This window comes from Pseudomonas sp. NPDC008258, assembly GCF_042956345.1.
GTDB lineage: Bacteria > Pseudomonadota > Gammaproteobacteria > Pseudomonadales > Pseudomonadaceae > Aquipseudomonas.
On the sequence record NZ_JBIBGE010000013.1, the window covers coordinates 63251 to 89009 of the forward strand.

The 25759-nt window shown below is 62.9% G+C and carries 27 protein-coding genes, 1 other RNA gene and 1 pseudogene; 10 read left to right on the forward strand and 19 right to left on the reverse strand.

Annotated features, from left to right (window positions below):
* Nucleotides 1-5 precede the first annotated feature (5 nt).
* Genes ACFY9W_RS12805 through ACFY9W_RS12820 form a run of 4 tightly spaced genes read right to left on the reverse strand, consistent with a single transcriptional unit; the run spans nucleotide 6 to nucleotide 3591 of the window.
* Nucleotides 6-488, reverse strand: a complete 483-nt coding sequence (locus ACFY9W_RS12805; protein WP_391130601.1) for a DUF4442 domain-containing protein — start codon at nucleotides 486-488, stop codon at nucleotides 6-8.
* Nucleotides 485-1684 carry a 2-octaprenyl-6-methoxyphenyl hydroxylase gene (ubiH, locus tag ACFY9W_RS12810; protein WP_391130604.1) on the reverse strand — a complete coding sequence of 400 codons (1200 nt, stop codon included), beginning with the start codon at nucleotides 1682-1684 and terminating at the stop codon, nucleotides 485-487. The genes ACFY9W_RS12805 and ubiH overlap by 4 nt, the downstream gene beginning before the upstream one ends.
* The gene (gene pepP, locus ACFY9W_RS12815; RefSeq protein ID WP_391130607.1) at nucleotides 1681-3015 is read right to left on the reverse strand and encodes a Xaa-Pro aminopeptidase; all 1335 of its coding nucleotides are present in this window, start codon (nucleotides 3013-3015) and stop codon (nucleotides 1681-1683) included. Before pepP ends, ubiH begins: the two co-directional genes overlap by 4 nt.
* Before the next feature lie 21 nt (nucleotides 3016-3036).
* Nucleotides 3037-3591, reverse strand: coding sequence for a UPF0149 family protein (locus ACFY9W_RS12820; protein ID WP_391130610.1), 555 nt, complete (start codon nucleotides 3589-3591; stop codon nucleotides 3037-3039).
* 181 nt (nucleotides 3592-3772) lie between these two features.
* Here ACFY9W_RS12820 and ACFY9W_RS12825 point away from each other — a divergent pair, with 181 nt between their 5' ends.
* The 4 genes from ACFY9W_RS12825 (at nucleotide 3773) to ACFY9W_RS12840 (ending at nucleotide 5165) form a co-directional block, all read left to right on the forward strand.
* Entirely contained in the window at nucleotides 3773-3955 is a 183-nt protein-coding gene (locus tag ACFY9W_RS12825; RefSeq protein WP_029886233.1) for a TIGR02449 family protein, read from the forward strand.
* The gene (locus ACFY9W_RS12830; protein ID WP_284353039.1) at nucleotides 3952-4272 is read left to right on the forward strand and encodes a cell division protein ZapA; all 321 of its coding nucleotides are present in this window, start codon (nucleotides 3952-3954) and stop codon (nucleotides 4270-4272) included. Before ACFY9W_RS12825 ends, ACFY9W_RS12830 begins: the two co-directional genes overlap by 4 nt.
* A 17-nt stretch (nucleotides 4273-4289) precedes the next feature.
* Nucleotides 4290-4469: non-coding RNA, 6S RNA (gene ssrS, locus ACFY9W_RS12835), on the forward strand.
* A gap of 87 nt (nucleotides 4470-4556) precedes the next feature.
* Nucleotides 4557-5165, forward strand: coding sequence for a 5-formyltetrahydrofolate cyclo-ligase (locus ACFY9W_RS12840; RefSeq protein ID WP_391130614.1), 609 nt, complete (start codon nucleotides 4557-4559; stop codon nucleotides 5163-5165).
* An 18-nt stretch (nucleotides 5166-5183) separates the two neighbouring features.
* Here the strand turns inward: ACFY9W_RS12840 and ACFY9W_RS12845 are convergent, their stop codons facing one another.
* The gene (locus tag ACFY9W_RS12845; RefSeq protein WP_391130617.1) at nucleotides 5184-5336 is read right to left on the reverse strand and encodes a hypothetical protein; all 153 of its coding nucleotides are present in this window, start codon (nucleotides 5334-5336) and stop codon (nucleotides 5184-5186) included.
* Between the two features lie 180 nt (nucleotides 5337-5516).
* Here ACFY9W_RS12845 and ACFY9W_RS12850 point away from each other — a divergent pair, with 180 nt between their 5' ends.
* Complete coding sequence (locus ACFY9W_RS12850) at nucleotides 5517-5966, forward strand: EVE domain-containing protein (RefSeq protein WP_391130620.1); 450 nt, start codon at nucleotides 5517-5519, stop codon at nucleotides 5964-5966.
* Nucleotides 5967-6132: 166 nt separating this feature from the next.
* On the opposite strand, the gene ACFY9W_RS12855 is transcribed toward ACFY9W_RS12850, so the two are convergent.
* Nucleotides 6133-6537: a flagellar basal body-associated protein FliL gene (locus tag ACFY9W_RS12855; protein ID WP_016712618.1), complete on the reverse strand. Its 405-nt coding sequence runs from the start codon at nucleotides 6535-6537 to the stop codon at nucleotides 6133-6135.
* A gap of 168 nt (nucleotides 6538-6705) precedes the next feature.
* Here ACFY9W_RS12855 and ACFY9W_RS12860 point away from each other — a divergent pair, with 168 nt between their 5' ends.
* Nucleotides 6706-7683: a zinc-binding dehydrogenase gene (locus tag ACFY9W_RS12860; RefSeq protein ID WP_391130623.1), complete on the forward strand. Its 978-nt coding sequence runs from the start codon at nucleotides 6706-6708 to the stop codon at nucleotides 7681-7683.
* 115 nt (nucleotides 7684-7798) lie between these two features.
* Here ACFY9W_RS12860 and ACFY9W_RS12865 read toward each other — a convergent pair whose 3' ends face one another.
* The 7 genes from ACFY9W_RS12865 to trxA all read right to left on the reverse strand — a co-directional run bounded on the left by ACFY9W_RS12865 (nucleotide 7799) and on the right by trxA (nucleotide 14000).
* Nucleotides 7799-8449, reverse strand: a complete 651-nt coding sequence (locus ACFY9W_RS12865; RefSeq protein ID WP_391130626.1) for a gamma-glutamylcyclotransferase — start codon at nucleotides 8447-8449, stop codon at nucleotides 7799-7801.
* A gap of 246 nt (nucleotides 8450-8695) precedes the next feature.
* A complete protein-coding gene (locus ACFY9W_RS12870) occupies nucleotides 8696-9664 on the reverse strand; it encodes a 2Fe-2S iron-sulfur cluster-binding protein (RefSeq protein ID WP_391130628.1) in 969 nt (322 codons plus the stop codon).
* Nucleotides 9664-11130 (reverse strand): 4-hydroxy-3-polyprenylbenzoate decarboxylase, encoded by a 1467-nt coding sequence (gene ubiD / locus ACFY9W_RS12875; RefSeq protein ID WP_016489755.1) that lies wholly within the window; start codon nucleotides 11128-11130, stop codon nucleotides 9664-9666. Before ubiD ends, ACFY9W_RS12870 begins: the two co-directional genes overlap by 1 nt.
* Before the next feature lie 215 nt (nucleotides 11131-11345).
* On the reverse strand, nucleotides 11346-11660 hold the full coding sequence (locus tag ACFY9W_RS12880; RefSeq protein WP_391130631.1) for an addiction module antidote protein: 315 nt from the start codon (nucleotides 11658-11660) through the stop codon (nucleotides 11346-11348).
* Nucleotides 11657-11977 (reverse strand): type II toxin-antitoxin system RelE/ParE family toxin, encoded by a 321-nt coding sequence (locus ACFY9W_RS12885; RefSeq protein WP_391130634.1) that lies wholly within the window; start codon nucleotides 11975-11977, stop codon nucleotides 11657-11659. Before ACFY9W_RS12885 ends, ACFY9W_RS12880 begins: the two co-directional genes overlap by 4 nt.
* Before the next feature lie 206 nt (nucleotides 11978-12183).
* Nucleotides 12184-13443, reverse strand: coding sequence for a transcription termination factor Rho (gene rho, locus ACFY9W_RS12890; protein WP_003253661.1), 1260 nt, complete (start codon nucleotides 13441-13443; stop codon nucleotides 12184-12186).
* A gap of 227 nt (nucleotides 13444-13670) precedes the next feature.
* Nucleotides 13671-14000 (reverse strand): thioredoxin TrxA, encoded by a 330-nt coding sequence (gene trxA, locus ACFY9W_RS12895; protein ID WP_086978520.1) that lies wholly within the window; start codon nucleotides 13998-14000, stop codon nucleotides 13671-13673.
* A gap of 253 nt (nucleotides 14001-14253) precedes the next feature.
* Here trxA and ppx point away from each other — a divergent pair, with 253 nt between their 5' ends.
* On the forward strand, nucleotides 14254-15756 hold the full coding sequence (gene ppx / locus ACFY9W_RS12900) for an exopolyphosphatase (protein ID WP_391130639.1): 1503 nt from the start codon (nucleotides 14254-14256) through the stop codon (nucleotides 15754-15756).
* Here the strand turns inward: ppx and ppk1 are convergent.
* Nucleotides 15743-17992, reverse strand: a complete 2250-nt coding sequence (gene ppk1, locus ACFY9W_RS12905) for a polyphosphate kinase 1 (RefSeq protein WP_391130643.1) — start codon at nucleotides 17990-17992, stop codon at nucleotides 15743-15745. The two genes, ppx and ppk1, sit on opposite strands and share 14 nt — an antisense overlap.
* 213 nt (nucleotides 17993-18205) lie before the next feature.
* Here ppk1 and ACFY9W_RS12910 point away from each other — a divergent pair, with 213 nt between their 5' ends.
* Nucleotides 18206-18850: a VTT domain-containing protein gene (locus tag ACFY9W_RS12910; RefSeq protein ID WP_391130646.1), complete on the forward strand. Its 645-nt coding sequence runs from the start codon at nucleotides 18206-18208 to the stop codon at nucleotides 18848-18850.
* A 501-nt stretch (nucleotides 18851-19351) separates the two neighbouring features.
* On the opposite strand, the pseudogene ACFY9W_RS12915 reads toward ACFY9W_RS12910, so the two are convergent.
* Nucleotides 19352-19978 (reverse strand): annotated as a pseudogene (locus tag ACFY9W_RS12915) (sterol desaturase family protein); the annotation flags it as partial.
* 112 nt (nucleotides 19979-20090) lie between these two features.
* On the opposite strand from ACFY9W_RS12915, the gene elbB reads away from it, so the two are divergent.
* The gene (elbB, locus tag ACFY9W_RS12920; protein WP_391130648.1) at nucleotides 20091-20759 is read left to right on the forward strand and encodes an isoprenoid biosynthesis glyoxalase ElbB; all 669 of its coding nucleotides are present in this window, start codon (nucleotides 20091-20093) and stop codon (nucleotides 20757-20759) included.
* A 127-nt stretch (nucleotides 20760-20886) separates the two neighbouring features.
* Here the strand turns inward: elbB and ACFY9W_RS12925 are convergent, their stop codons facing one another.
* Nucleotides 20887-21339, reverse strand: coding sequence for a YaiI/YqxD family protein (locus ACFY9W_RS12925; protein ID WP_391130651.1), 453 nt, complete (start codon nucleotides 21337-21339; stop codon nucleotides 20887-20889).
* Nucleotides 21340-21507: 168 nt separating this feature from the next.
* Between ACFY9W_RS12925 and ACFY9W_RS12930 the strand changes: the two genes are divergently transcribed.
* Entirely contained in the window at nucleotides 21508-24363 is a 2856-nt protein-coding gene (locus ACFY9W_RS12930) for a class I adenylate cyclase (RefSeq protein WP_391130654.1), read from the forward strand.
* A gap of 130 nt (nucleotides 24364-24493) precedes the next feature.
* Here the strand turns inward: ACFY9W_RS12930 and rnk are convergent, their stop codons facing one another.
* The 3 genes from rnk to cyaY form a co-directional block, all read right to left on the reverse strand.
* Nucleotides 24494-24904, reverse strand: coding sequence for a nucleoside diphosphate kinase regulator (gene rnk / locus ACFY9W_RS12935; protein ID WP_391130657.1), 411 nt, complete (start codon nucleotides 24902-24904; stop codon nucleotides 24494-24496).
* Nucleotides 24905-25050: 146 nt separating this feature from the next.
* A complete protein-coding gene (locus ACFY9W_RS12940; RefSeq protein WP_391130660.1) occupies nucleotides 25051-25275 on the reverse strand; it encodes a DUF1289 domain-containing protein in 225 nt (74 codons plus the stop codon).
* A 1-nt stretch (nucleotide 25276) separates the two neighbouring features.
* The gene (cyaY, locus tag ACFY9W_RS12945; protein WP_012274777.1) at nucleotides 25277-25609 is read right to left on the reverse strand and encodes an iron donor protein CyaY; all 333 of its coding nucleotides are present in this window, start codon (nucleotides 25607-25609) and stop codon (nucleotides 25277-25279) included.
* Nucleotides 25610-25759 lie beyond the last annotated feature (150 nt).

A 25759-nucleotide genomic window follows, 5' to 3' on the forward strand; every position in this document is an offset into this window, starting at 1 on the left:
ATGCCTTACGCCAGCCTCGCTTGCGGCTTGAGCCGCACGTATAGGGTTTTATCGACCCGCGCCACCAGCTCGCCGGCACCGTCGCGGATATCGACCTGCAAACGCGGCAGGCACTTCTTGCCGGTGGCGGTTTGCTGGCGGATGTCAGCCAGCAGCGCGTCATCGACGTGGAATTCGGCATACACCGGGCCTTTGCCAGGCGAGATGAAATCGATGCTGGCGGCTTTGTCCCAGACGATGTAGTCGCGGCCCAGTTGCTCGATCAGCAGCAACATGTAGAACGGGTCAACCATCGAATACAGGCTGCCACCAAACTGCGTACCAACATAGTTGCGGTTCCAGCGGGTCAGCTTCATCGCCACCTTGATGCTGCGCAGGTCCGGGCTGATGGACTGCACGCGGATGCCAGCGCCCAGGTACGGCGGGTAGAGGTTCAGTATCCAGCGCAACATGCGCGCACGGCGTGCCAGTTTACGCGGGTTGCTCATGCCTGGCCCCGCATGTCGGGACGGGTACCCAGGCCCATGGCCTGGCGAGCGAACCAGCTTTTGGCCGGCGGCAGCAGGTCGAGCCCGAGCAAGCCGAGGTTGCGCCCGACCGCCAGCAACGGCTGGTTGCTGCCGAACACCCGCGTGACCTGGTCGGAAAAACCGATGGTCATGGCCTGGTCCAGGCGCTGGCGCTGGTGATAGGCCTGCAACGTGGTCAGGTCACCGGGCTGCTGCGGGCCAGCCAGCAGCGCATCGGCCAGCGACTGCACATCGCGCAGCGACAGGTTGAAGCCCTGGCCGGCAATGGGGTGCAGGCTGTGTGCGGCATTGCCCAGTACGACCAGGTGCGGCCGCACCTGCTCCTGGGCCTCGATCAGTGAAAGCGGGTACAGGTGCCGTGCGCCGACCTGGCGCAAAGCGCCCAGGCGATAGCCAAACACGCCCTGCAGCTCACGCAGGAAGCTGCGTTCGTCGATGTCGGCGAGGCGCCGCGCATCCATGCCCTGGCGGGTCCACACCAGTGCACAGCGGTTATCCGGTAGCGGAAGCAGGGCCATGGGGCCTTCTTCGGTGAAACGCTCGAACGCCTGGCCGCCGTGGGCCTCACCTGGGGTGATGTTGGCGATCAACGCGCTCTGCTGGTAAGGCGTGTGACGCACGTGAATGCCCAGTTGCTCGCGCAGGCCGGAGCGGCCGCCATCGGCCAGTACCGCCAGGTCGCACTCCAGCTGGGTATCGTCGTTCAGGCGCAGGCGGTAACCACCTTCGATCGCCTGCATCGAGGTCACTTCTGCCGGGCAGCGCCAGCTCACTACCTCACTGTCCAGCCCTTGCCACAAGCATTGGCCCAACCAGGCGTTTTCCACCACGTAGCCCAACGCAGGCACACCCTCTTCCAGGGCATCCAGGCGGGTGGCGCCGAAGCGGCCACGGTCGGACACATGAATTTGCCGGATCGGTTCGGCGCGGCGGCCGATGGCCTGCCACAGGCCCAACTGCTGATAGATCTGCTGGGTACCGAACGACAACGCCGAAGAGCGCGCATCGTAGCTGGGCTGGAAGCTGTCGCCAGGGGCGAACGGCTCGATCAGCAGGATCTTCCAGCCGCGCGCCTTGGCCCCGGCCTGCAGGGCCAGCGCCAGGCTGGCACCCACCAGGCCACCGCCGATGATCGCCAGGTTTACCCGGTTCATGCCACATCCTTGCGGGCGGCCTGCATCAGCGCCTCGATCTCGGCGACCGTGCGCGGCACGCCTGAAGTCAGGATTTCACAACCTTGCCGGGTAACCACCACGTCGTCCTCGATCCTTACACCAATGCCGCGCCACTTTTTGGCCACAGCCTGATTGTCGGCACCAATGTAGATGCCCGGTTCGACGGTCAGCGCCATGCCGGGCTCCAGCACCCGCCACTCGCCGCCCACCTTGTACTCGCCCACATCGTGTACATCCATGCCCAGCCAGTGCCCGGCACGGTGCATGTAGAAGGCGCGATAGGCCTCGCTGTCGATCAGCGCCTGCACCTCACCGCTGAGCAGGCCCAGTTCCACAAGGCCTTCGGTAATCACCCTCACGGTCGCCTCATGGGCGTGATTCCAGTGCTTGCCCGGGGCGATTTCGGCAAAGGCCGCCGCCTGGGCCTTGAGTACCAGCTCGTAGATGGCCTTCTGCTCTGGCGAAAAGCGCCCGCTGACCGGGAACGTGCGAGTGATGTCGCTGGCGTAGCAGTCGATTTCGCAGCCGGCGTCGATCAGCACCAGGTCGCCATCCTTGAGCGGGGCGTCGTTCTGCTGATAGTGCAGGATGCAGCCATTGCGCCCGGCCGCGACGATCGAACCATAAGCCGGCATCTTCGCGCCGCCCTTGCGGAACTCGTAGTCCAGCTCGGCTTCCAGGCTGTATTCGTGCAGCCCGGCGCGACAGGCCTGCATGGCCCGCACATGGGCCCGCGCCGAAATGTCTGCAGCCGCGCGCATCACTTTCACTTCTGCTGCCGATTTATACAGGCGCATGTCGTGCAGCAGGTGATCCAGCGCAACGAACTCGTTCGGCGGCTGGGCGCCCAAACGGGCCTTGGAGCGGATCACGTTGATCCAGTCCATCAGCCGACGGTCGAACTCGGCATTGCTGCCCATGGCGCTATAAACCCGCTCGCGGCCTTCGATCAGGCCCGGCAGGATCTCGTCGATATCGGTGATGGGGAAGGCATCGTCGGCGCCGAAGTCGCGCACCGCGCCTTCCTGGCCGGCCCGCAGGCCGTCCCACAGCTCACGTTCGGGGTTGCGCTCCCGGCAGAACAGCACGTACTCACCGTGCTCGCGCCCGGGAATCAAGGCAATCACCGCCTCAGGTTCCGGGAAGCCGCTGAGGTACTGGAAGTCGCTGTCCTGGCGGTACACATGCTCGACGTCGCGGTTGCGGATGGCAACTGCGGCGGCGGGCAGGATGGCGATACTGTTGGGGACCATCTGCGCCATCAGCGCCTTGCGCCGACGGGCATACTCGCCCTTGGGAATGTGGCTCATGGGCAGACTACCCCCGGTTGATCAATGCAGCGATGGCTTGGGCGCGGCTTCGGCCGGTCTGGCCAGCTCGGAGAACAGCAGCAGAGGCGCCACACGCAGGTATTCCATGACTTCCATGTAGTCGCTCTCGCCGTCTTCGGATTCTTCGAGCGCTTCCTGCACCTGGGAAATGGCCACCAGGTCTTGCAGCACGTCCTTGGCCTCGTCGGACAAGTCCTTGCCGCCGGCATTCAGGCCGAAACCGGTGATGAAACCTTGGCACCACTGGCCCAGCGCGGTGGCGCGGTCGCTCAGTGCGGCGTCATCGGTAGGCAGCAGCAGGACGATGGCCATGTCGTCGCTGGTGAGCTCGCCCTTGACCATTTCCTGCAGGCCGACCAGGGCGTTGCGTACGGTGTCACCGGGCTCGGTTTCCAGCAGCTGGGCGGCATCGGCCAGCCAGCCGTCGGCGTCAAAGCCGGCACCGGCGCAGCTGCGGCCGATCAGCAGGCCGTGCAGTTCGGCCGGGGTGACAGGGTGGCCATTGCTCGAAAGCAGCATGGCGAAGGCAATGTAAGGCGATTGGGTATTGGGCATGGGCAGCTAGGCGCCAGACGGCGCAATGACTAGAATGGAGGCCTTGTATCCTAGCACCGGCAGGCGCGCCAAGACCATCGGCACTGGCCGTCGGCAGCCAGGGAGAGGCATCATCGCCAGGTGACTCAACGACGGAGCGAATCGAGTGCAACCTACGCAAGAGAACGACCTGCAGGCACTGATGAGCCGATTCGAGTTGCTGATCGAACGCGTCGAGCAACTAAAACGGCAAAATGCACTCCTAGTAGCTCAGGAAAAATCCTGGCGCGAAGAGCGCGCCCACCTCATCGAAAAGAACGAGATCGCCAAGCGCAAAGTCGAGTCGATGATTTTACGCCTCAAGGCTCTGGAGCAAGACTCATGAGTTCAAGCAATAGCGTCACCGTGCAGATCCTCGACAAGGAATACTCGATCATCTGCCCGCCGGAAGAGCGCAACAACCTGGTCAGCGCCGCGCGCTACCTGGACGGCAAGATGCGCGAGATCCGCAGCAGCGGCAAGGTGATCGGCGCCGACCGCATCGCGGTGATGGCGGCATTGAACATTACCCACGAAATGCTGCACCGCCAGGAAGACCGCGCCGATGCCCCGGTCAGCGGCACCAACCGCGAACAGGTGCGCGACCTGCTGGATCGCGTGGACAAGGCTTTGTCCGACGACACGGATACCAAAATCGGTTGAGATTGGTATACTGGCGCCACTCCCTGGTGGATGCGCCAGTCGGTTATGTCCCTGAGCCGATACGCACAACCACGGGGGTTGCACGCTGGGGCCGGTGTGCATGTCCGCCCGACGGAAAGCCTTAACGCCCCCTGCAATCTCCACCTTGAACTTTCGGGTTCAAGGGCTACACCGACAGCGGTCTGATCGGGGAGCCTGAATTTTCTTGCCCGCCTGTTCCGGCGGGCAATTCGTTTTGGCCAACTGCCTTGAAGTTGGCCAGCACTCCTGGGATCGCCCGTGCCATGACCGACACCGCGCCGCTCACCCGCCCCCAGCTTCGTCGCCTGCTTCGCAATGCCCGCCGCGCCCTCAGCCCTGCCCAGCAACGCCAGGCAGCCCTTGGCCTGTACCGCCAGTTGGCACAGAACCCGCTGTTCCGCCGCGCCCGGCACATTGCCCTGTACTTACCCAACGACGGTGAAATCGACCCTTGCCTGCTGCTGCGCGAAGCCCAACGCCGCGGCAAGCGCACCTACCTGCCCGTGCTGCACGCCTGGCCGCGCACGCGCATGGTGTTCCAGCGCTTCGAGCAAGGTGAAAAGCTCAAGCCCAATCGCTTCCGCATTCCCGAGCCGGTCACCGACCGCAAGCGCCAACGGCCAGTATGGGCGCTGGATCTTATCCTGCTGCCGCTGGTCGGTTTTGATGAAGTGGGCGGGCGCTTGGGTATGGGCGGCGGTTTCTATGATCGCAGCCTGGCCTACCAGGGGCGTCGCAAAACCTGGAAGAAGCCTTTACTGATGGGGCTGGCCCATGAATGCCAGAAGGTCGAACGGCTGGCACAGGCCAGTTGGGATGTACCGCTGCAGGGGACGGTCTCGGACCGTGGCTGGTACCTGGCGCCGCGTTGAGCAGCACCAGAGGGGGCATCAACGTTGCGGCTGGCTGGCGTCGGCCGGCATCTGATAGGCGTTGTCCAGCTTGCGCTCCCAGAACCCCTGCGCATAACCGGTAGTGACCACACCCAGGCCAAAAATGAACACCAGGATCCACAGCAGATCCGGTTTTTTACGTTGATACATGGAAGATTGCCCCCCAAGGCAAACTGTTCAGTGCACGGCGACTTTCTGGGTGCCGCCGGCGCATTGCGCTTTAAACGGGGCGCATTTTCCGACAACCTGCGTCCGCACGCAAACCTTGACGCCAACCGGCTGTCGGTTTCGTGCAACAGGTTATTTCAAACCTTTTCAGGAGCAGCATCCATGGCCTACTGGCTGATGAAATCCGAGCCCGACGAGCTCTCCATCGAAGCCCTCGGCCGCCTGGGCGAAGCGCGCTGGGACGGCGTGCGCAACTATCAGGCGCGTAATTTCCTGCGGGCCATGAGCGTTGGCGACGAATTTTTCTTCTACCACTCCAGTTGCCCGCAACCGGGCATCGCCGGCATTGCCCGAATCATTCGCGCAGCCTACCCCGACCCGACCGCGCTGGACCCGCAAAGCCACTATTACGATGCCAAGGCCACGGCCGAGAAGAACCCGTGGAGCGCAGTGGATGTGGCCCATGTGCAAACCCTGCCACGGGTGCTTGAACTGGGCTGGCTGAAGCAGCAGTCCGGCCTGGCCGAGTTGCCATTGGTGCAGAAAGGCAGCCGCCTGTCGGTGATGCCGGTGACGCCGGAGCAATGGGCGGTGATTGTGGCGTTGCGCTGAAATAACAGAATAACGCGGCCTTGTGGGAGCGGCCTTGTGTCGCGAAAGGGCTGCAGAGCAGCCCCGGCAATTTATGCGGTGTGGCCGAAATCCCTGGGGCCGCTGCGCGGCCCTTTCGCGACACAAGGCCGCTCCCACAAGGACCGCGTTAACCTAGGTTGACGGGTTACTGCACAATCAGGTTATTGAACAGCAGGTCTTCAACAATCGGCTTGCCCTCTTCCGCTTCCAGCACCTGCTGCACCTGCTTCAGCGCTTCCTGGCGAAGGTGCTCCTTGGCCTCGACGTTGCTCATGCTGTCTACCGTCTGCTGGGTGAACAATGCCACCAGCTGGTTGCGAATCAGCGGTTCGTGGTGCTGCACTGCCTTGGCCGCTTCGTCCCCCGTCACCCTCAGGGCCACGTCGGCCTTGTACACGCGCAGCCGTGGGCCGCCGTCGAGGGCATAGTTGCCGACAAAGGGCGGGCTCAGGCTGATGTAGGCGACCTTGGGCGCCCCTTCCTTGGCTTCCTCGGCCATGGCCGCAGCCGGCAGCAGCAGCGCCAGTACCATCAAGATCCACGCTTTCACGAATTCGCTCCTCATTACAGTTGGCGCCAGCTTAACCAGCATGCTGCACAAACCCAAGCCCGGACTTGTGCCGCCACTTATGCCCCCACATCAGGGCGGGCCATGCTCGTTGACCCGGCAGGTGGCCCTCCTACACTTATCGGCCACTACCCGCAAAGGAATAGCCCGATGAAAGCTGTGTTGTGCAAAACCCTGGGCCCGGCGCGCAACCTGGTGCTGGAAGACGTGCCCAGCCCGCTGCCGAAGAAGAACGAGATCCTGCTGGATGTGCAGGCCGCCGGGGTCAACTTCCCCGACACCCTGATCATCGAAGGCAAGTACCAGTTCCAGCCGCCGCTGCCGTTTTCCCCTGGCGGCGAAGCCGCGGGCGTGGTGGCCGCAGTCGGGGAAAAGGCCGGCGCGTTCAAGGTGGGTGACCGAGTCATGGCGCTGACCGGCTGGGGCGCGTTCGCCGAGCAGGTGGCGGTGCCGTTCTACAACGTGCTGCCGATCCCGGCGAGCATGGACTTTACCACCGCGGCGGCGTTCGGCATGACCTACGGCACATCCATGCATGCCTTGCGGCAACGCGGCCAGCTGCAAGCGGGCGAGACATTACTGGTGCTGGGCGCTTCCGGTGGCGTCGGCCTGGCTGCGGTGGAAATCGGCAAAGCCATGGGCGCACGGGTGATCGCAGCGGCCAGCAGTGCCGAGAAACTGGCCGTGGCCAAAGCGGCCGGGGCGGATGAGCTGATCGACTATAGCCAGGCCAGCCTGCGCGAAGAGATCAAGCGGCTGACCGGTGGCCAGGGTGTGGACGTCATCTACGACCCGGTCGGTGGCGAGTTGTTCGAGCAGGCAGTGCGCGGGCTGGCCTGGAATGGCCGGCTGCTGGTAGTGGGCTTTGCCAGTGGGGCCATCCCGCAGTTGGCGGCCAACCTGGTGTTACTCAAGGGCGCAGCGGTGCTGGGAGTGTTCTGGGGGGCGTTTGCACAACGTCAGCCGGAAGATAACGCGGCCAACTTCAGGCAGCTGTTTGCCTGGCATGCCGAAGGCAAGTTGAGGCCGCTGGTGTCGCAGACTTATCCACTGGCTGAGGCCGGGGCTGCCATTGAAAAACTGGGGCAGCGGGAGGCTGTGGGCAAGTTGGTGGTGCTGGCGAAGTAAGACAGTTCTGGCCCTTTCGCGGGCAAGCCCGCTCCCACAGGGATCGCACCAACCTTGAGAAATGTGCAGTACCTGTGGGAGCGGGCTTGCCCGCGAAGAGGCCGGTACAGGTTACTCACACTTCGCGCAGGTTATGGCAACGGCGGAACCGCGCCTCCAGGTTGCGATCGGGCATCTGGTGGCTGCGCAGGGCATTCAAGGTCTGTTCAACATAATCGCGCGTGGTGCCATAGCGCCCCTTGGCACTGGCCAGGATCTGGCTGAGCAAGGTATCCGGCAGGTTCCCTGCATAGCAAGGCAAATGCCGCTCCAGCACAAAGCCCAGGGCCTGTACCTTGCTGCCATCGCCAAGGCGGCAGCTGAGCCAGTGCGGCCGGTAGGCCGGGTACGGCATCTCCCTCTGCCACAGGGCCATCAGTGAGTCATCCAGGTTGCTTTCATCCAACCGATAGGCAAAACCGCTGCAAGAGCCACCCCGGTCCAGGCCAAACACCAGCCCAGGCGTTTCCGGAGTGCCACGATGTTCGTGCGACCACAGGTACAAACCGCGGTGATAACCATGTACCCGCGCGCGCTGGCGTTCCACCGAGTTGCACTCGGGCCGCCAGATCAACGAACCATAGGCGAACAGCCACACTGGCCCACCCTGATGGCGTGACATCGTCGTTTTCACGGAGTTGTACAACTGGTCACGCGTGTGTTGCTGACCAAAGTCGAGTGCCGGAGGGTATGAAACTTCCCAAGACATACTTTCGAGTGCCGACATAAGCTGCCGCCATTATCCCTGTGAACTACGGATGTAGCGCGATTCGATTACCGTGCGGCTCAAGACCGCGGCGCCTCGGGCGCTTGCAGTAACCATAGGACAAATACGCAGAAATACTCAAGCCCTCGCGGCAGTGTTTCATGCGAGGTTCCGACGATTGGGAAGTACTGTTTCAGCAACAGTGAAAGTTATTAGCCAAGGCGGTAATAATTACCGCCTTATACCCACACCTTCAAACTTCGGTTATTAACCGCGTGGTGCGTAGGCAAACACATCCGCACGCATACGGTGCGCATCCATCCCGGCTTCAACCAAGGCATCGAGCGTGGCGTAGATCATGTTTGGCGAACCGCTGGCGTAAACATGCACGGTATTGAGGTCGGCGATGTCTTCACAAACCGCCTCATGCAGCATGCCGCAACGGCCTTCCCAACCGCACAGGTCGCTGACCACCTGATGCAGGAACAGGTTGGGCAGGCGCTGCCATTCGTCCCAGTGCTCGATCTGGTAGAAATCTTCGGGCCGGCGCACACCCCAGTACAGGTGCACCGGGTGCTTGAAGCCACTGGCCCGGCAATGTTCGACCAGGCTGTGCATCTGGCCCATGCCGGTGCCCGCCGCGATCAGCACCAGCGGGCCGTCGGGCAGCTCGGCCAGGTGGGTGTCGCCAAAGGGCATTTCGATGCGCGCCAAACCGTCACGCCTGAGTTGGTCGATCAGTTGCAGCGCACTGGGCTCACGCGCCAGCACATGCAGCTCCAGCTCACGCCCGGCATGGGGTGCGGAGGCCAACGAGAAGGCCGCCTGCTTGCCGCCCTCGCGCTCGATCATCAGGTACTGACCGGCGTGGTAGCGCGGTAGCTTGCCGGCAGGCGCACGCAGGCGCACCCGCCAGACGTCGCCACCGACGTCGACGCACTCACTGACGCTGCACGCCAGCTTGCGCACCGGCAGCTCGCCCAGGGCGAGCACACCATCCCAGAGCAACACACAGTCCTCCAGCGGTTCGGCAATGCAGGTGAACAACTCGCCATGGTCGCGGACTTGGCCGTCCTGGCGTACCCGGCCTTCAACCAACAACGCGGCGCAGACATGGCAATTGCCATTGCGGCAGCTGTTCGGGCAGTCATAGCCCAGCCGCCGCGCTCCATCCAGGATCCGTTCCCCGGGTTCGAGCGCCAGCACCGCCCCGGACGGCTGCAACGTTACCTGCATCAATCTATTCCCAACTGATCCCACAGCTCATCGATACGGCGGGTGACGGCTTCGTCCTTGACGATGACCCGCCCCCATTCGCGTGTAGTCTCGCCCGGCCACTTGTGCGTGGCATCCAGGCCCATCTTCGACCCCAACCCCGAAACCGGCGACGCGAAGTCGAGGTAATCGATCGGGGTGTTGTCGATCATCACCGTATCACGCTTGGGGTCCATGCGCGTGGTGATGGCCCAGATCACATCGTTCCAATCGCGGGCGTTGATATCGTCATCGGTGACAATAACGAACTTGGTGTACATGAACTGTCGCAGGAACGACCACACACCCAACATCACGCGCTTGGCGTGGCCCGGGTACTGCTTTTTCATGGTAACCACGGCCATGCGGTACGAACAGCCTTCCGGCGGCAGGTAGAAGTCGGTGATTTCCGGGAACTGCTTCTGCAGGATCGGCACGAACACTTCGTTCAGCGCCACACCCAGGATTGCCGGCTCATCTGGCGGCCGGCCGGTGTAGGTGCTGTGGTAGATCGGCTTTTGCCGGTGGGTGATGCGCTCGACGGTGAACACCGGGAAGCTGTCCACTTCGTTGTAGTAGCCGGTGTGGTCGCCATATGGCCCTTCCGGGGCCATTTCACCCGGGTGGATCACGCCTTCCAGAATGATTTCGGCGGTGGCTGGCACCTGCAGGTTGCTGCCACGACACTTGACCAGCTCGGTGCGGTTGCCACGCAGCAGGCCGGCGAAGGCATACTCGGAGAGGGTGTCCGGCACCGGGGTCACGGCACCGAGGATGGTCGCCGGGTCAGCGCCCAGGGCCACGGCCACCGGGAACGGCTGGCCAGGGTTTTTCTCGCACCACTCGCGGTAGTCCAAGGCACCGCCACGGTGGCTGAGCCAGCGCATGATGACCTTGTTGCGGCCGATGACCTGCTGACGGTAGATGCCCAGGTTCTGGCGATCCTTGTTCGGGCCGCGGGTCACGGTAAGGCCCCAGGTAATCAGGGGCGCCACGTCGCCTGGCCAGCAGTGCTGGATCGGCAGCGCGCCGAGGTCGACGTCGTCACCCTCGACCACCACTTCCTGGCACACCGCGTCCTTGACCACTTTCGGCGCCATCGACACGACCTTCTTGAAGATCGGCAGCTTCGACCACGCATCCTTCAGGCCCTTCGGCGGCTCCGGCTCCTTGAGAAAGGCCAGCAGCTTGCCGATTTCGCGCAGTTCATCGACCGATTCGGCGCCCATGCCCATGGCTACGCGTTCCGGGGTGCCGAACAGGTTGCCAAGCACCGGGATGTCGAAGCCGGTGGGCTTTTCGAACAGTAACGCCGGGCCCTTGGCACGCAGGGTGCGGTCGCAGACCTCGGTCATTTCCAGGACGGGGGAGATCGGAACCTGGATGCGCTTGAGCTCGCCGCGCTGTTCCAGGCCACGGATGAAGTCGCGCAAGTCGCGATACTGCATGCAGGAGCCTCGTGTTGGCCGTATCGGTCGGGGGTGCAGAGTGTAGCGCCGTTCGGGCTTTGTTTGGGGGCAAAAATGCATTGGGGCCGCTTCGCAGCCCTTCGCGGGCATGCCCGCTCCCACAAGGATCGCACTGAACCTGTGGGAGCGGGCATGCCCGCGAAGGGGCGCGAAGCGGCCCCAATCAATTCCGGCCTGAAACGCTTACTTGCGCTTCACCGATTATGCGAAACCACCTTCGACAGCCCGATGCCAAGCGCTTGCAGCACCTTCAACACGGTCGACAACTTAGGGTCGCCGTCCGCTGCCAATGCCCGATAAAGGTTGGGACGAGCAAGCCCTGTAGCCTGAGAAAGGTTGCCCATGCCGCCGCGCGCTTCAGCCACACGCCGAACCGCCGTCAGAAATCCTGCAGCGCCACCCGGCTCATCGATTTCCTCAAGCGCCACGGCGAGATAGTCGATAGCGAAAGACTCGTCGGTGCGGAGCATTTCGAGAACACTTTCTTCATGTGGGCGTGTGCCGGTCATAGCATTACCTTTTGACTGCGCCATAGTGATCTGGCTTGATCAATATCGGCCTGCTGGCGGTCTTTCGAACCACCACCTAGCAGGAAAATTATCCTCCGCCCAATGGTGGCGTAATAGACGCGGTAGCCTGGCCCGAAATTCAGTTTCATCTCGAACACGCCATCACCCACCGGCTCGGTCACGCCAAAATGGCCCTGCGCAGCCCGGTCGACCCTTGTCGTGATTCGGGCTTTCACCCTTGTGTCGCGAATAGTGTCCAACCAAGCCTGATAGAGATCCACACCATTGGTGGACAGAACGTGATGAACTGCGTACATCCATAATGTACCTTAAAAGAGACAAATCCGTGTCATTTTTATCCATCCGGGTATTGGAGCTGGTCTTAGGCGCAAGGCAGGGAGCAAAGGGGGATGGCTGCCCGCAGGCAGCATGGTGGCCTGCCTTCAGGGTGCTGGCGAACGGTGTTTTGTGACAAACAGCAAAAAGCCGGGTTTCCCCGGCTTTTTGCATGCCCCTGCGAAGCTTACTTACGCTTCATCGACAGGAAGAACTCGTCGTTGGTCTTGGTCTGCTTGAGCTTGTCGACCAGGAACTCGATGGCGGCAATTTCGTCCATCGGGTGCAGCAGCTTGCGCAGGATCCACATGCGCTGCAGTTCGTCATCGGCGGTCAGCAGCTCTTCGCGGCGGGTACCGGAGCGGTTGATGTTGATGGCCGGGAACACGCGCTTCTCGGCGATACGACGGTCCAGTGGCAGCTCCATGTTGCCGGTGCCCTTGAACTCTTCGTAGATCACTTCGTCCATCTTCGAGCCGGTTTCGACCAGCGCGGTGGCGATGATGGTCAGCGAGCCGCCTTCCTCGATGTTACGCGCAGCACCGAAGAAACGCTTTGGCTTCTCCAGGGCGTGGGCGTCGACACCACCGGTCAGCACCTTGCCGGAGCTCGGGATCACGGTGTTGTAGGCACGCGCCAGACGGGTGATGGAGTCCAGCAGGATCACCACGTCCTTCTTGTGCTCGACCAGGCGCTTGGCCTTCTCGATCACCATTTCGGCAACCTGCACGTGGCGGGTTGGCGGCTCGTCGAAGGTGGAGGCGACCACTTCGCCGCGCACGGTGCGCTGCATTTCGGTCACTTCTTCCGGGCGCTCGTCGATCAGCAGGACGATCAGGTGGCACTCGGGGTTGTTACGGGTGATGTTGGCCGCGATGTTCTGCAGCATGATCGTCTTACCGGCTTTCGGCGGAGCAACGATCAGGCCACGCTGGCCTTTGCCGATCGGGGCGCACAGGTCGATGACGCGGCCGGTCAGGTCTTCGGTGGAGCCGTTACCGGCTTCCATCTTCAGGCGCTTGTTCGGGAACAGCGGCGTCAGGTTTTCGAACAGGATCTTGTTCTTGGCGTTCTCCGGGCGGTCGAAGTTGATGGTATCAACCTTCAACAGGGCGAAGTAACGCTCCCCTTCCTTCGGCGGGCGGATCTTGCCAACGATGGTGTCGCCGGTACGCAGGTTGAAACGACGGATCTGGCTAGGCGAGACGTAGATATCGTCCGGGCCGGCCAGGTAGGAGGCATCAGCCGAGCGCAGGAAACCGAAACCATCCTGGAGAATCTCCAGCACGCCGTCACCCGAGATCTCTTCGCCGCTCTTCGCGTGCTTCTTCAGCAGGGCGAAAATCACGTCCTGTTTGCGCGAACGGGCCATGTTTTCGATGCCCATCTGTTCGGCCATTTCCAACAGATCGGTAATCGGCTTTTGCTTGAGTTCAGTCAGGTTCATAAGGGGAGTGACGTAATCATGTAAGAAGGGAGAATTAAGCTTCTGGCTTAATGAGGCCGCGCCGCTAGATGGCGACAGGATCGCGTACTGATTCGAATTAGGGATGCTTCGGCGACGGCGTGTAGAGGGCACTGGAAAAGCAGTGCGAGGCCGAATGTAACACTTGCTTTTTTCTGCGTCTAGTGCTCTGAAAAAGAAAAGCCCCGCATTTGCGGGGCTTTTTCACATCACAGGTGGGCGTCGAGGAACGCGGCCAGCTGCGATTTGGACAGTGCGCCAACCTTGGTGGCTTCGACGTTGCCGTTCTTGAACAGCATCAGCGTCGGGATACCACGCACGCCGTGCTTGGCCGGGGTTTCCTGGTTCTCGTCGATGTTCAGCTTGGCGACGGTCAGTTTGCCCTTGTAGGTTTCGGCGATGTCGTCCAGTACCGGAGCGATCATCTTGCATGGACCGCACCATTCAGCCCAGTAGTCAACCAGTACAGCACCTTCGGCCTTCAGTACATCGGCTTCGAAGGAGGCGTCGTTGACGTGTTTGATCAGATCGCTGCTCATGGATATCTCCAGGGTCGTAAGCAAAAAACGTGGCCCATCATAGCCGCACGCGCCGTCTACAGGAAGCCGCGGACGATTGAGTGTAACTATAGTTGTGCAAGACGCCGCGAATCGAAACTGTCACACAGCCGTCATAGAATCGAATGGCACATTGCCTTGCATCAAGGCCAGCACAACGGCTGTGTGTCACGCGTTGGCGACAGCCTGCTATCGTGGCACGATTGCCAGGTTAACGACCGAGAACAACCAGATCATGCCGCATACCATCGCGAAGAACCTGTCCCTGATCGCCGCCATCGACCTTGGCTCCAACAGCTTTCACATGGTCGTGGCCAAGGCCCACCATACCGAAATCCGCATCCTCGAGCGGCTCGGCGAGAAGGTTCAGCTGGCCGCCGGCATCGGCGAGGACCGCCTGCTTAGCGAAGAAGCCATGGAACGGGGGCTTGAATGCCTCAAGCGCTTCGCCCAGCTGATCAACGGCATGCCGGCAGGTGCCGTGCGCATCGTGGGCACCAACGCCCTGCGCGAAGCGCGCAACCGCAACGTATTCATCCAGCGCGCCGAAGCCATCCTCGGCCACCCGGTGGAGGTGATCTCCGGCCGTGAAGAAGCGCGCCTGATCTACCTGGGCGTGTCGCACACACTGGCGGATACCCCCGGCAAGCGCCTGGTGGCCGACATTGGCGGCGGCAGTACCGAATTCATCATCGGCCAGCGCTTCGAGCCGCTGCTGCGCGAAAGCCTGCAAATGGGCTGCGTCAGCTTCACCCAGCGCTATTTCCGCGACGGCAAGATCACCCCTGCCCGCTATGCCCAGGCCTACACCGCCGCCCGCCTGGAGCTGATGAGCATCGAGCATGCCCTGCACCGCCTGACCTGGGACGAGGCCATCGGCTCGTCAGGCACCATCCGCGCCATCGGCGCCGCCATCAAGGCCGGTGGTCTGGGCAATGGCGAGGTCAACGCCGAGGGCCTGGCCTGGGTCAAGCGCAAGCTGTTCAAGCTGGGTGAGGTCGACAAGATCGACTTTGACGGCATCAAGCCGGACCGCCGCACCATCTTCCCGGCGGGCCTGGCGATTCTCGAAGCCATCTTCGATGCCCTGGAACTGCAGCGCATGGACCACTGCGACGGCGCCCTGCGTGAAGGCGTGCTGTTCGACCTGCTGGGCCGCCACCACCACGAAGATGTGCGCGAGCGAACGCTCAATTCGCTGATGGAGCGCTACCACGTGGACCAGGGCCAGGCCGCACGCGTCGAGCGCAAGGCCCTGCACGCCTTTGACCAGGTGGCTGACACGTGGCAGCTGAAAGATGGCAACTGGCGCGATCTGCTGGGCTGGGCGGCGAAAGTGCACGAAGTGGGCCTGGATATCGCCCACTACCACTACCACAAGCACGGCGCCTACCTGATCGAGCACTCCGACCTGGCGGGCTTCTCCCGCGAGGACCAGCAGATGATGGCCTTGCTGGTGCGCGGCCACCGCCGCAATATCCCCAAGGACAGGTTCGCCGAGTTCGGCGATGAAGGCGTACAGCTGATCCGCCTGTGCGTGCTGCTGCGCTTCGCCATCCTGTTCCACCACATCCGCGGCAACCAGCAAATGCCAAAGGTGGAGCTAAAGGCCGGAGACGACAGCCTGGATGTGGCCTTCCCGGAAGGCTGGCTGGAGCAGAACCAGCTGACCCAGGCCGACTTCGCCAACGAGGCGGAGTGGCTGGCCCGGGTCGGCTTCGTCCTCAGCGTACGTTGAGCAGCGGGTTGCTCAGGCGCTCCAGCAGGGTCGCCTGGGCACTGCGCGGGTTCTGGTTGCCCGTCGGGGTGCTGCGCACGTAGCGCCCGTCTGGCTGCAAGGTCCAGGCGTGGGTGTTGTCGGTCAGGTAGCCTTCCAGCTCCTTCTTCACCCGCAGCAACAGCTTCTTGCCTTCCACCGGGAAGCAGGTCTCCACACGCTTGTCGAGGTTGCGCTCCATCCAGTCGGCGCTGGACAGGTAGATCTGCTCTTCGCCGCCATTGAGGAAGTAGAACACCCGGGTGTGCTCCAGGAAGCGGCCGATGATCGAGCGCACCTGGATGTTGTGGGAAACCCCCGGAATGCCTGGGCGCAGGCAGCACATGCCACGCACGACCAGGTCGATCTTCACGCCCGACTGGCTGGCCTTGTACAGCGCCTTGATGACCTTGGCGTCGGTCAGTGAGTTGAACTTGGCAATGATGTGCGCTGGCTTGCCATCGAGGGCGAACTGGGTTTCCCGCGCGATCATGTCGAGCATGCCCTTCTTCAGGGTGAACGGCGCGTGCAGCAGCTTTTTCATGCGCAGGGTCTTGCCCATGCCGATCAACTGGCTGAACAGCTTGCCGACGTCTTCGGTCAGGGCGTCGTCAGAGGTCAGCAGGCTGTAGTCGGTATACAGGCGGGCGTTGCCGGCGTGGTAGTTACCCGTGCCCAAGTGCGCGTAACGCACGATCTCACCCTGCTCGCGGCGCAGGATCAGCATCATCTTGGCGTGGGTCTTGAAGCCGACCACGCCGTAGATCACCACCGCACCGGCTGCCTGCAGGCGACTGGCCATCTGCAGGTTGGACTCTTCGTCGAAGCGTGCGCGCAATTCGATCACCGCGGTGACCTCCTTGCCGTTACGCGCTGCGTCCACCAGGGCATCGACGATTTCCGAGTTGGCCCCGGAGCGGTACAGCGTCTGGCGCACGGCCAGTACGTGCGGGTCCTTGGCAGCCTGGCGCAGCAGGTCGATCACCGGGGTGAAGGACTCGAACGGGTGCATCAGCAGGATGTCCTGCTTGCCGATCACGCTGAAGATGTTGTCGGCGTTCACCAGCAGCTTGGGAATCGCCGGGGTGAACGGCGTGTATTGCAGCTCCGGGTGGCTGTCCAGGCCGGTGATGCTGAACAGGCGGGTGAGGTTGACCGGGCCATTGACCTGGTACAACTCGCTTTCGCTGAGGCTGAACTGCTTGAGCAGGTAGTCCGACAGGTGTTTCGGGCAGGTGTCGGCCACTTCCAGGCGCACGGCGTCGCCGTAGCGGCGCGAGAACAGCTCGCCGCGCAGGGCGCGGGCCAGGTCGTCGACCTCTTCGGAGTCCAGCGCCAGGTCGGCGTTACGGGTGAGGCGGAACTGATAGCAGCCCTTCACCTTCATGCCCTGGAACAGGTCGTCGGCGTGCGCGTGGATCATCGACGACAAGAACACGTAGTTGGCGCCTGGGCCACCTACCTCTTCCGGCACGCGGATAACCCGCGGCAGCAGGCGCGGGGCCGGGATGATCGCCAGGCCCGAGTCGCGGCCGAAGGCGTCCACACCTTCAAGCTCGACGATGAAGTTGAGGCTCTTGTTCACCAGCAGCGGGAACGGGTGGGTCGGGTCGAGGCCGATCGGGGTGATGATCGGGGCGATTTCGTCGCGGAAATAGCGGCGCACCCAGGTCTTGAGCTTGGGCGTCCAGTAGCGGCGGCGGATGAAGCGGATCTGGTGTTTTTCCAGCTCCGGCAGCAGCACGTCGTTGAGGATCGCGTACTGGCGCTCTACCTCGATGTGCACAAGCTCGCTGATGCGGGCCAGCGCCTGGTGCGGCTGCAGGCCATCGGCACCGGCCTGTTCACGGGCGAAATTGATCTGCTTCTTCAGGCCGGCGACGCGGATCTCGAAGAATTCGTCGAGGTTGCTGGAGAAAATCAACAGGAACTTGAGGCGTTCGAGCAGCGGGTAGTTCTCGTCCAGTGCCTGTTCCAGCACGCGGATGTTGAACTGCAGCTGCGAGAGCTCGCGATGAATGTACAGGCTGCTGTCGTCCAGGCCAGGGACGGCGATTGCCGGAGCCGGCGCGGGTGCAGGGGCTGCGGGCTCGTTCGCCAGCTCCGCTACAGGCTCGGGCTCGGGTGCCGACGGCAGGTCTGGCGGGGTTTGCACAATCTCTTCGGGGAGCTCTTGAGCATCCTTGATCACGACAGGGGTGAGCACTTCATTATTCATCTGGCGTTCCTGAGGACGTTAACGCCCTATCATCTATTGAGCGGCAAGATAAGCGCCCATTATGACGCCTGTGTTACACACCAGGGCAAGCCATGGTGCGTGGCTTCTGGCATTGTCTGTGTAGGAATTGTTCACGTCGAGACACATTTGGACACTTTCACGAACGCGCGCGAAGGGGTAGGCTGCGCGTTCATTTCGCCAGCACCTCAGAAAATGCTTCAACAATTCCTGCAGGATTTCGGCTACTTCGCCCTTTTTCTAGGCACCTTCTTCGAAGGCGAGACCATCCTGGTGCTTGCGGGATTCCTTGCGTTCCGTGGTTACATGGACATCAAGCTGGTGTGCCTGGTGGCGTTCTTCGGCAGCTATGCCGGTGACCAGTTGTGGTACTTCATGGGCCGCCGCCACGGCCGCAGGATTCTGGCGCGCAAGCCGCGCTGGCAGGCGATGGGCGACCGGGCGCTGGACCATATCCGCCGCCACCCCGACATCTGGGTGCTGAGTTTCCGGTTCGTCTATGGCCTGCGCACGGTGATGCCGGTGGCCATTGGCCTGTCTGGCTACCCGCCGCGGCGTTACCTGCTGCTCAACGGGATGGGTGCGGCCATCTGGGCAATAGCCTTGGGCGCCGCCGCCTATCACTTCGGCGCCATTCTTGAAGGCCTGCTGGGCAACGTCAAGCGTTACGAGCTATGGGTGCTCGGTGGCCTGGTGGGGGTGGGCGCCCTGTTGTGGCTGCGCCGGCGCTTTCGCACCCTGCGCGCGGAGCGCAAGGCGGCGAACCAGGCCCAGGCCCCAGAGGCTGAGCAGGCTGTAGACCACGAGCAGGACCCAGCCCAGCGGCGCGACCACCGCTAGGCCCGATGCGCCGGCCAGGTACAGCGCCGGCGCACCCAGCACCAGCCGCGCCATTTCAAGGCGCGCACCCCAGGGCCGGTTTTCCAGCAACGCGCCCAGCACGAACAAGCCAAACGCCATGAGCGACCAGCCGAGCACCAAGGCGGCGGCCGGCACACGTTCGGCCACATCCATCAGGTAGCTGCCCAACGCCACGTAAAGCACGAACTGCACCGCCACGTAGGCTTGCTGGGCACGGCCCAGGGCAACCCCGAACTTGCGAAACAGCGCCAGGTCCTGCTTGGCCTGCGGGTAGCGTGCAGCCACATCGGCCGGGCGCCAGCCGGTGGGCATGAACCAGATGCGCAGCTTGTCCCACAGGCTGCTGGTGCGCCAGGCGTCATGCCAGAGCTGGGCATAGAACTGCAGGTTGGCCCACAGCGGGTTCCAGCTGGCCAGCGGTGTGGTCACCCCGAACACCACGGGTTCGGCAGGGTCTTCCTCCTTGAAGGTACCGAACAGGCGGTCCCAGAGAATGAACACGCCGCCGTAATTACGATCCAAGTAAGCAGGATTCTGCGCATGGTGGACACGATGGTTGGAGGGCGTGATCAACACCCACTCAAGCCAGCCAAGCTTGGGAATGTGCCGGGTGTGTACCCAGAACTGATACAGCAGGTTGAGCGAGGCCACAGTGATGAACACCAGTGGTGGCACGCCCAGCAGCGCCAACGGCAGGTAGAAGACCCACGAGAAGATGAACCCGCTGCTGGTCTGGCGCAACGCCGTAGTGAGGTTGTACTCCTCACTCTGATGGTGCACCGAATGCGCAGCCCACAGCACATTGCGTTCATGGCCCAGGCGGTGCAGCCAGTAATAGCAGAAGTCGTACAGCACGAAGGCCAGCAGCCACACCCACCAGGCCTCGGGCGGCAGGCGCAACAGCGCCAGGTGTTCGAATGCCAGGGCGTAGGTCACCAGCCCCACGCCTTTGGTCAGCAACCCGGTGCTGGTCGACAGCGCGCCGGTGCTAAGGCTGTTGATCGAGTCGGCCAGGGTGAAGTTGCGCTGACCGCGCACACGGTCGGCCACCAGCTCCACGGCGATCAGCACGAAGAAGAACGGCACGGCCAGCAGTATCAGGTCCATGGGTACGGCCTCAGGCGTTATCCACCAAGATTAGGCTGCGCCCGCAGCAACCCCTATGGCGACATCTGCCAAACTAGAGGACATTTAGCGCCTCGACACTGGAGTAGTGAACATGACAAAAAAAGTAGCGGTGATTCTTTCCGGCTGTGGCGTGTATGACGGCGCCGAAATCCACGAAAGCGTGATCACCCTGCTGCGCCTCGACCAGCGCGGTGCGCAGGTGCAGTGCTTCGCGCCGAACATTGCGCAGATGCATGTCATCAATCACCTGACCGGCGAAGAAATGCCGGAGTCGCGCAATGTGCTGGTGGAATCGGCGCGCATTGCCCGCGGGGAGGTCAAGGACATCCGCGAAGCCAAGGCAGAAGACTTCGATGCGTTGATCGTGCCGGGTGGTTTCGGGGCGGCGAAAAACCTGTCCAACTTTGCCGTGGAGGGCGCCAATTGCAGCGTCAACCCGGACGTACTGGCCTTGGCTGAAGCCTTTGCCGACGCCTGCAAGCCGGTGGGCCTGATCTGCATTTCACCTGCCCTGGCGGCGAAGATCTATGGGCCGGGGGTGGTTTGCACCATCGGTAGCGACGCAGGCACCGCAGCGGCCGTGGTGAAAATGGGTGGCACCCATGAAGAGTGCGATGTACACGACATTGTCGAAGACACCCAGCGCAAGCTGGTGACCACCCCGGCCTACATGGAGGCCAAGTCGATCAGCGAGGCGGCTGGCGGCATCTACAAGCTGGTCGACCGGGTGCTGGAACTGACCCACGCCGAGGACAAGTAGCACTTTGGGCCTGCTACGCAGGCCATCGCCGGCAAGCCAGCTCCCACCTGGACCGCGTTGAATTCAAGCCATGCGCTATCCCTGTGGGAGCTGGCTTGCCGGCGATGGGCTGCAAAGCAGCCCCGCTTCAGGCCTTGGACAGCCGGGCAATGATCCGGTCCAGCGCATTGGCAAACGCCTGCTTGTCGCGCTCGCCATAGGCCGCCTGCCCTCCCCCCACCTGGCCTTGCTCACGCAACTCGGTGAACAGGTTGCGCGCCGCCAGGCGGTCGCCCATGTTGCGCTCGTCGAATTCGCGGCCGCGTGGGTCCAGTGCCGCCACGCCCTTTTTCACCAGGCGGTCAGCCAGCGGCACATCACTACAGATCACCAGTTCGCCTGGCACTGCGTGTTCCACCAGGTAATCGTCAGCCGCATCCATGCCACTGGGCACAACAATCAGCCGCACAATCGCGAACGCCGGCTTGGCCACGGCCTGGCCCGCCACCATCACCACTTCGAACTTGCGCTTGAGGGCGAACTTGACGATCAGATCCTTGGCCGCCTTGGGACAGGCGTCGGCATCGATCCATACACGCATCGGGTTATCTCTTGGTGAACTCAAGGCCCCATCATGCCTCAAGCCAGGTGAAAGCTGGAGCCACCAGGCAGCGCTGGTAAAATGGCGCCAATAATTCAATTACCGCTTATCCGACCCCGCCACTCAGGCTAAACTCGCCACAGCTTTACTGGCCTGCCCGAGCGCGTAATGAACCACCCCCACGAAATCCGCCCAGACCTGGACGAAGGTATCGACCGCAAGGTGCTGTCGACACTGCGCGCGCGCTTCCTGCAACTGAACCAAGGGCGACTGCAGCGGGCAATGGAAGGCCTGTCGACGCGCCAGCAACAGGTTCTGACGCTGCTGCCGCTGCTGTTCCACGTGAACCACCCGCTGTTGCCGGGTTACGTCTCGGGCAGCACCCCAGCCGGTGTATCGGGCTACGAGCCAGGCACCGAGCTGGTTATCGAGGCCCAGCGCCTGGCCCGTTCGTTCACCTACAAGGCCCGCCTCGGCAACCCACCCCGCCCGATCCACGGCCTGTTCCTGATGGGCAGCCTGGGCTCGCTGGCCCAGGCCGAGCACAGTGACATGGACCTGTGGGTGTGCCACGCGCCCGGCTTGCCTGAGCCATTGCTGGATGAGCTGCGTCGCAAATGCCAATTGCTGGAGGACTGGGCGGCCAGCCTGGGCGCCGAGGCGCACTTCTTCCTGATCGACACGCAAGGCTTTGCCCAGGGTCGGCGCGATGGCCAGCTGGGCTCCGACGACTGCGGCACCACCCAGCACTACCTGCTGCTGGACGAGTTCTACCGCACCACCCTCTGGCTGGCCGGACGCACGCCGCTCTGGTGGCTGGTCCCCGCCTACCAGGAACACAACTACCACGCCTACACCCAGACCCTGCTGACCAAACGCTTCATCCGCAGCCAGGACGCGCTCGACCTCGGCAACCTCGCGCATATACCGCCGGGCGAGTTCGTCGGTGCCGGCCTGTGGCAACTGTTCAAGGGTATCGATTCACCCTACAAGTCGCTGCTCAAGCTGCTGCTGACCGAAGCCTATGCCAGCGAACACCCCGCCGTGCAATGCCTGAGCCTGGACTACAAGCAGGCAGTGTTTGCCAACCAGCTCGACCTCGACGAGCTGGACCCGTATGTGATGGTGTACCGGCGCATCGAGCGCTACTTGCTGCAACGTGGGGAGCACGCGCGCCTGGAGCTGGTTCGGCGCAGCCTGTACCTGAAGGTGAACAAGAAACTCAGCGACCAGGGCCGTAATCAGGGCTGGCAGCGCCGCCTGTTGCAGCGCCTGGCTGACGAGTGGGGCTGGGACGAACGTCAGTTAGCGCTGCTGGACAGCCGCAGCCAATGGAAAGTGCAGCAGGTGGCAGCCGAACGCCGCGAACTGGTGGCGGAGCTGAACCATAGCTATCGCTTCCTCAGCGAGTTTGCGCGCACCCAGAACGCCAGCAGCCGCGCCGACCAGCGCGACCTCAATGTGCTGGGCCGGCGTTTGTATGCGGCCTTCGAGCGCCGTGCAGGCAAGGTGGAAGTGATCAACCCCGGTATTGCCCCGGACCTTGCCGAAGGCACCCTCACCCTGGTCCAGGCGCCCAACCGCAAGGAACCCGGCGGTTACCACTGGGAGCTCTACACCGGCAACCTGAATACCCACGAGGTAGACCACTTCAGCCCGATCAAACGCTGCCGCGAGCTGCTTGAACTGCTGGCCTGGGCGCATCGCAATGGCGTGATCGACAGCAGCACGCGCCTGGCGCTGCACCCGGGCATCAGCGACCTCACCGAGTACGAGCTGTTCAACCTGCTGGGCTGCCTGCAACAAAGCATCCCCCTGCCCTTGCCGATTGTCAGCGAAGTGCGCCTGCTGCAACCCAGTGTTGCCGACGAGGTGCTGTTGCTGGTCAATGTCGCCGTCGACCCACTGCGCCACCACCGCGACCTGAACATCCTGATGACCACCGAGCGTACCGACGCGCTGAGCTATGCCGGCGTGCGCGAGAACCTGGTGCTGACCCTGGACCAGGTCACGCTGAACAGCTGGAACGAGGTGCTGGTGCAGCGCTACGACGGCGAGCACGCGCTGCTGCGTTGCCTGCGCGACTTCCTCAACGGCCCGGTACTGCGCGGCCACCGCCCCCGGGTGCGGGTGGGTTGTTTCTGCCAGAGCCGCGCCCAGGCCATCGGCCAGCGTGTCGAGGAAATTTTCGACACCGTGCAGCTGCTGCTGGACCAGGGCCTGAACCACCGCTACCTGTTGCAGGTGGCCCAGCACACGCATGTGCTGGAGCTATTGGCCGGGCATGTCAGCCTGACCACCCTGGCCGACCATGACGCGCTGCTGGAGCACCTGGGCGAAGAGCGCACGGCCTACAGCCCGCTTTACCTGGATGCCAACGCCCTGCTGGACCACGACCTGCGCCTGGTCCTGGAGCAAGGCCGCCCGGCGTGCATCCAGGTGTTCTATCGCCTGCAAGGTGGCTGGGCCGAACTGTATGTGCTGGATGAATACAATGCCTTGTGGCAGCAGCGCCTGCCCCTGCATGACGAAGCGCACCTGCTGCTGCCGCTGCAGCGTTTTCTGCGTTCGGTGGTGATGCGCCGTGATGCGCGGTTGCCGCTGGACAACCAGCGCGCAGCCTCACTGGACATCCATTACGCACAGCTGGTGCCATCCGGCCCTGGCAAGGCCCGCAGCATCGAGCCGTGCCTGGCCCCGGCCGAGGGTAGCAACCAGCCTTATTACGAGGTGCAGGCCATCATTCAGGCCGGTGTGGCGGGTGCGGCACATGTGACGCTGTACTGCGACCAGCAGGAGTATTCCGAACTGGAGCATGGTGAGCAGTTGTACGCGGTGGTGGCCCGGCAGATCATCGGCCAGCGCCGTGGTGCCGGGCGGTACCGGTGCTACATCACCGACCTGGACTTGTCCGAACTGCTGGATGACCGGCTGGGGGCGACGCAGGTGTACCTGAGCTACAAGCGGGTGCTGGAGCAGGCGTTGAATGAGGGGTTGGAGCAGGTTCTGGCAGAAGGGTCCTGAATTGCCGGAGGTGCTTTGCACCTCATCGCCGGCAAGCCAGCTCCCACATGGATTGCACAAGGCCCAAGGGCAACGCTGTACCTGTGGGAGCTGGCTTGCCGGCGATGGGCCGCAAAGCGGCCCCAAAATCTCACAGGTCGAAATCGCCAGCGGCTTCCGGCTGGTATTCGACCTCCAGCAGCTTCAGCTTGAGGGTCTTGCCCCCCGGCGCCGGCCAGTCGATCTGCTCGCCCACCGACAGCCCCAACAGTGCACAACCAATCGGCGCCAAAATCGAAACCTTGCCTTCCGGCCCGGCATCCTTCGGGTACACCAACGTCAGGTGGTAATCCTTGCCGCTGGCTTCCTCGCGGCAATGCACGCGCGAATTCATGGTCACCACGCCCGCTGGCACTTCCTCATGACCCACTACCTGCCCGGCGCGGTCCAGCTCCTCCTGCAAGGCGAGCACACCCGGCGTACTCTCGTCGAGGCTGTCGATCAGACGCTCCAGACGCTGTACGTCCAATCGGGTGAGGATGAGGGAAGGCTTGGTGCTCATGATCCAGTCAGACTCCTTTGAACAGGCGGTTTTCGTCGGGCAGATAAAGCAAAACCCCGCCCAAGGGCGGGGTTTGTGAAGGCTTTGGCGTCACCGACGCAGAACCCGACACTACCACAGCCGGGCAAATACTCAAGCCCCTGCGCTTAGTGTGCCTTAGCCTGATCGCGCAGGGCCTGGGCCTCGCGGCAGATCTGCCGGCGCCGCTCGTCATCGGCCGACCGCCATTCGCGGATATGCTCCACGTGCCGGTGGCAGCCAGTGCATACCCGCTGCTCGTCCAGCCGGCAAACGCTGATGCACGGCGATGGCACCGCAGGGCTGACATTGCTGTAGAGCGGCTTGGGCGGCCGGGGTTGCACACTGCTCATGTCAGATCTCGTCGAAGTCCAGCTTCTCGCCGGCCCGCTCCCAGACGATGCGCTCAAGCATTTCGCCCAGCAGTTCTTCGCTCTTCTCGCACACCCACTTCTTGCTTTCTTCGTCGTAGTCGAAGTGGAAACCACCGGAACGGTCGGCCAGCCACAGTTGGCGTAGCGGCTCCTGACGGCTGAAGATCAGCTGGGCGCCGCCTTCGAACTTGACGGTGAGGACACCGGCGGAGTTCTCCATGTCCAGGTCCATGCCGCTCTCGTCGAACAGGTCTTCCAGGGCCTGTTGGGTCGCGTCGACCAAGTCATGGAAACGCGCTTCACTCAAACTCATTGCAGGAACCTCGAAATTGGCTGCGTTACAGGCAAGCCGGGCAAGATACGGGCGCTGGGCGCCGAATGCAAAGGTTTAGCCGTTGCCTTCACCGACATGAACCCGAAGCCAGCGCAGTACCGGTGGGAGCGGGCACCGCGGTGGTTGGCA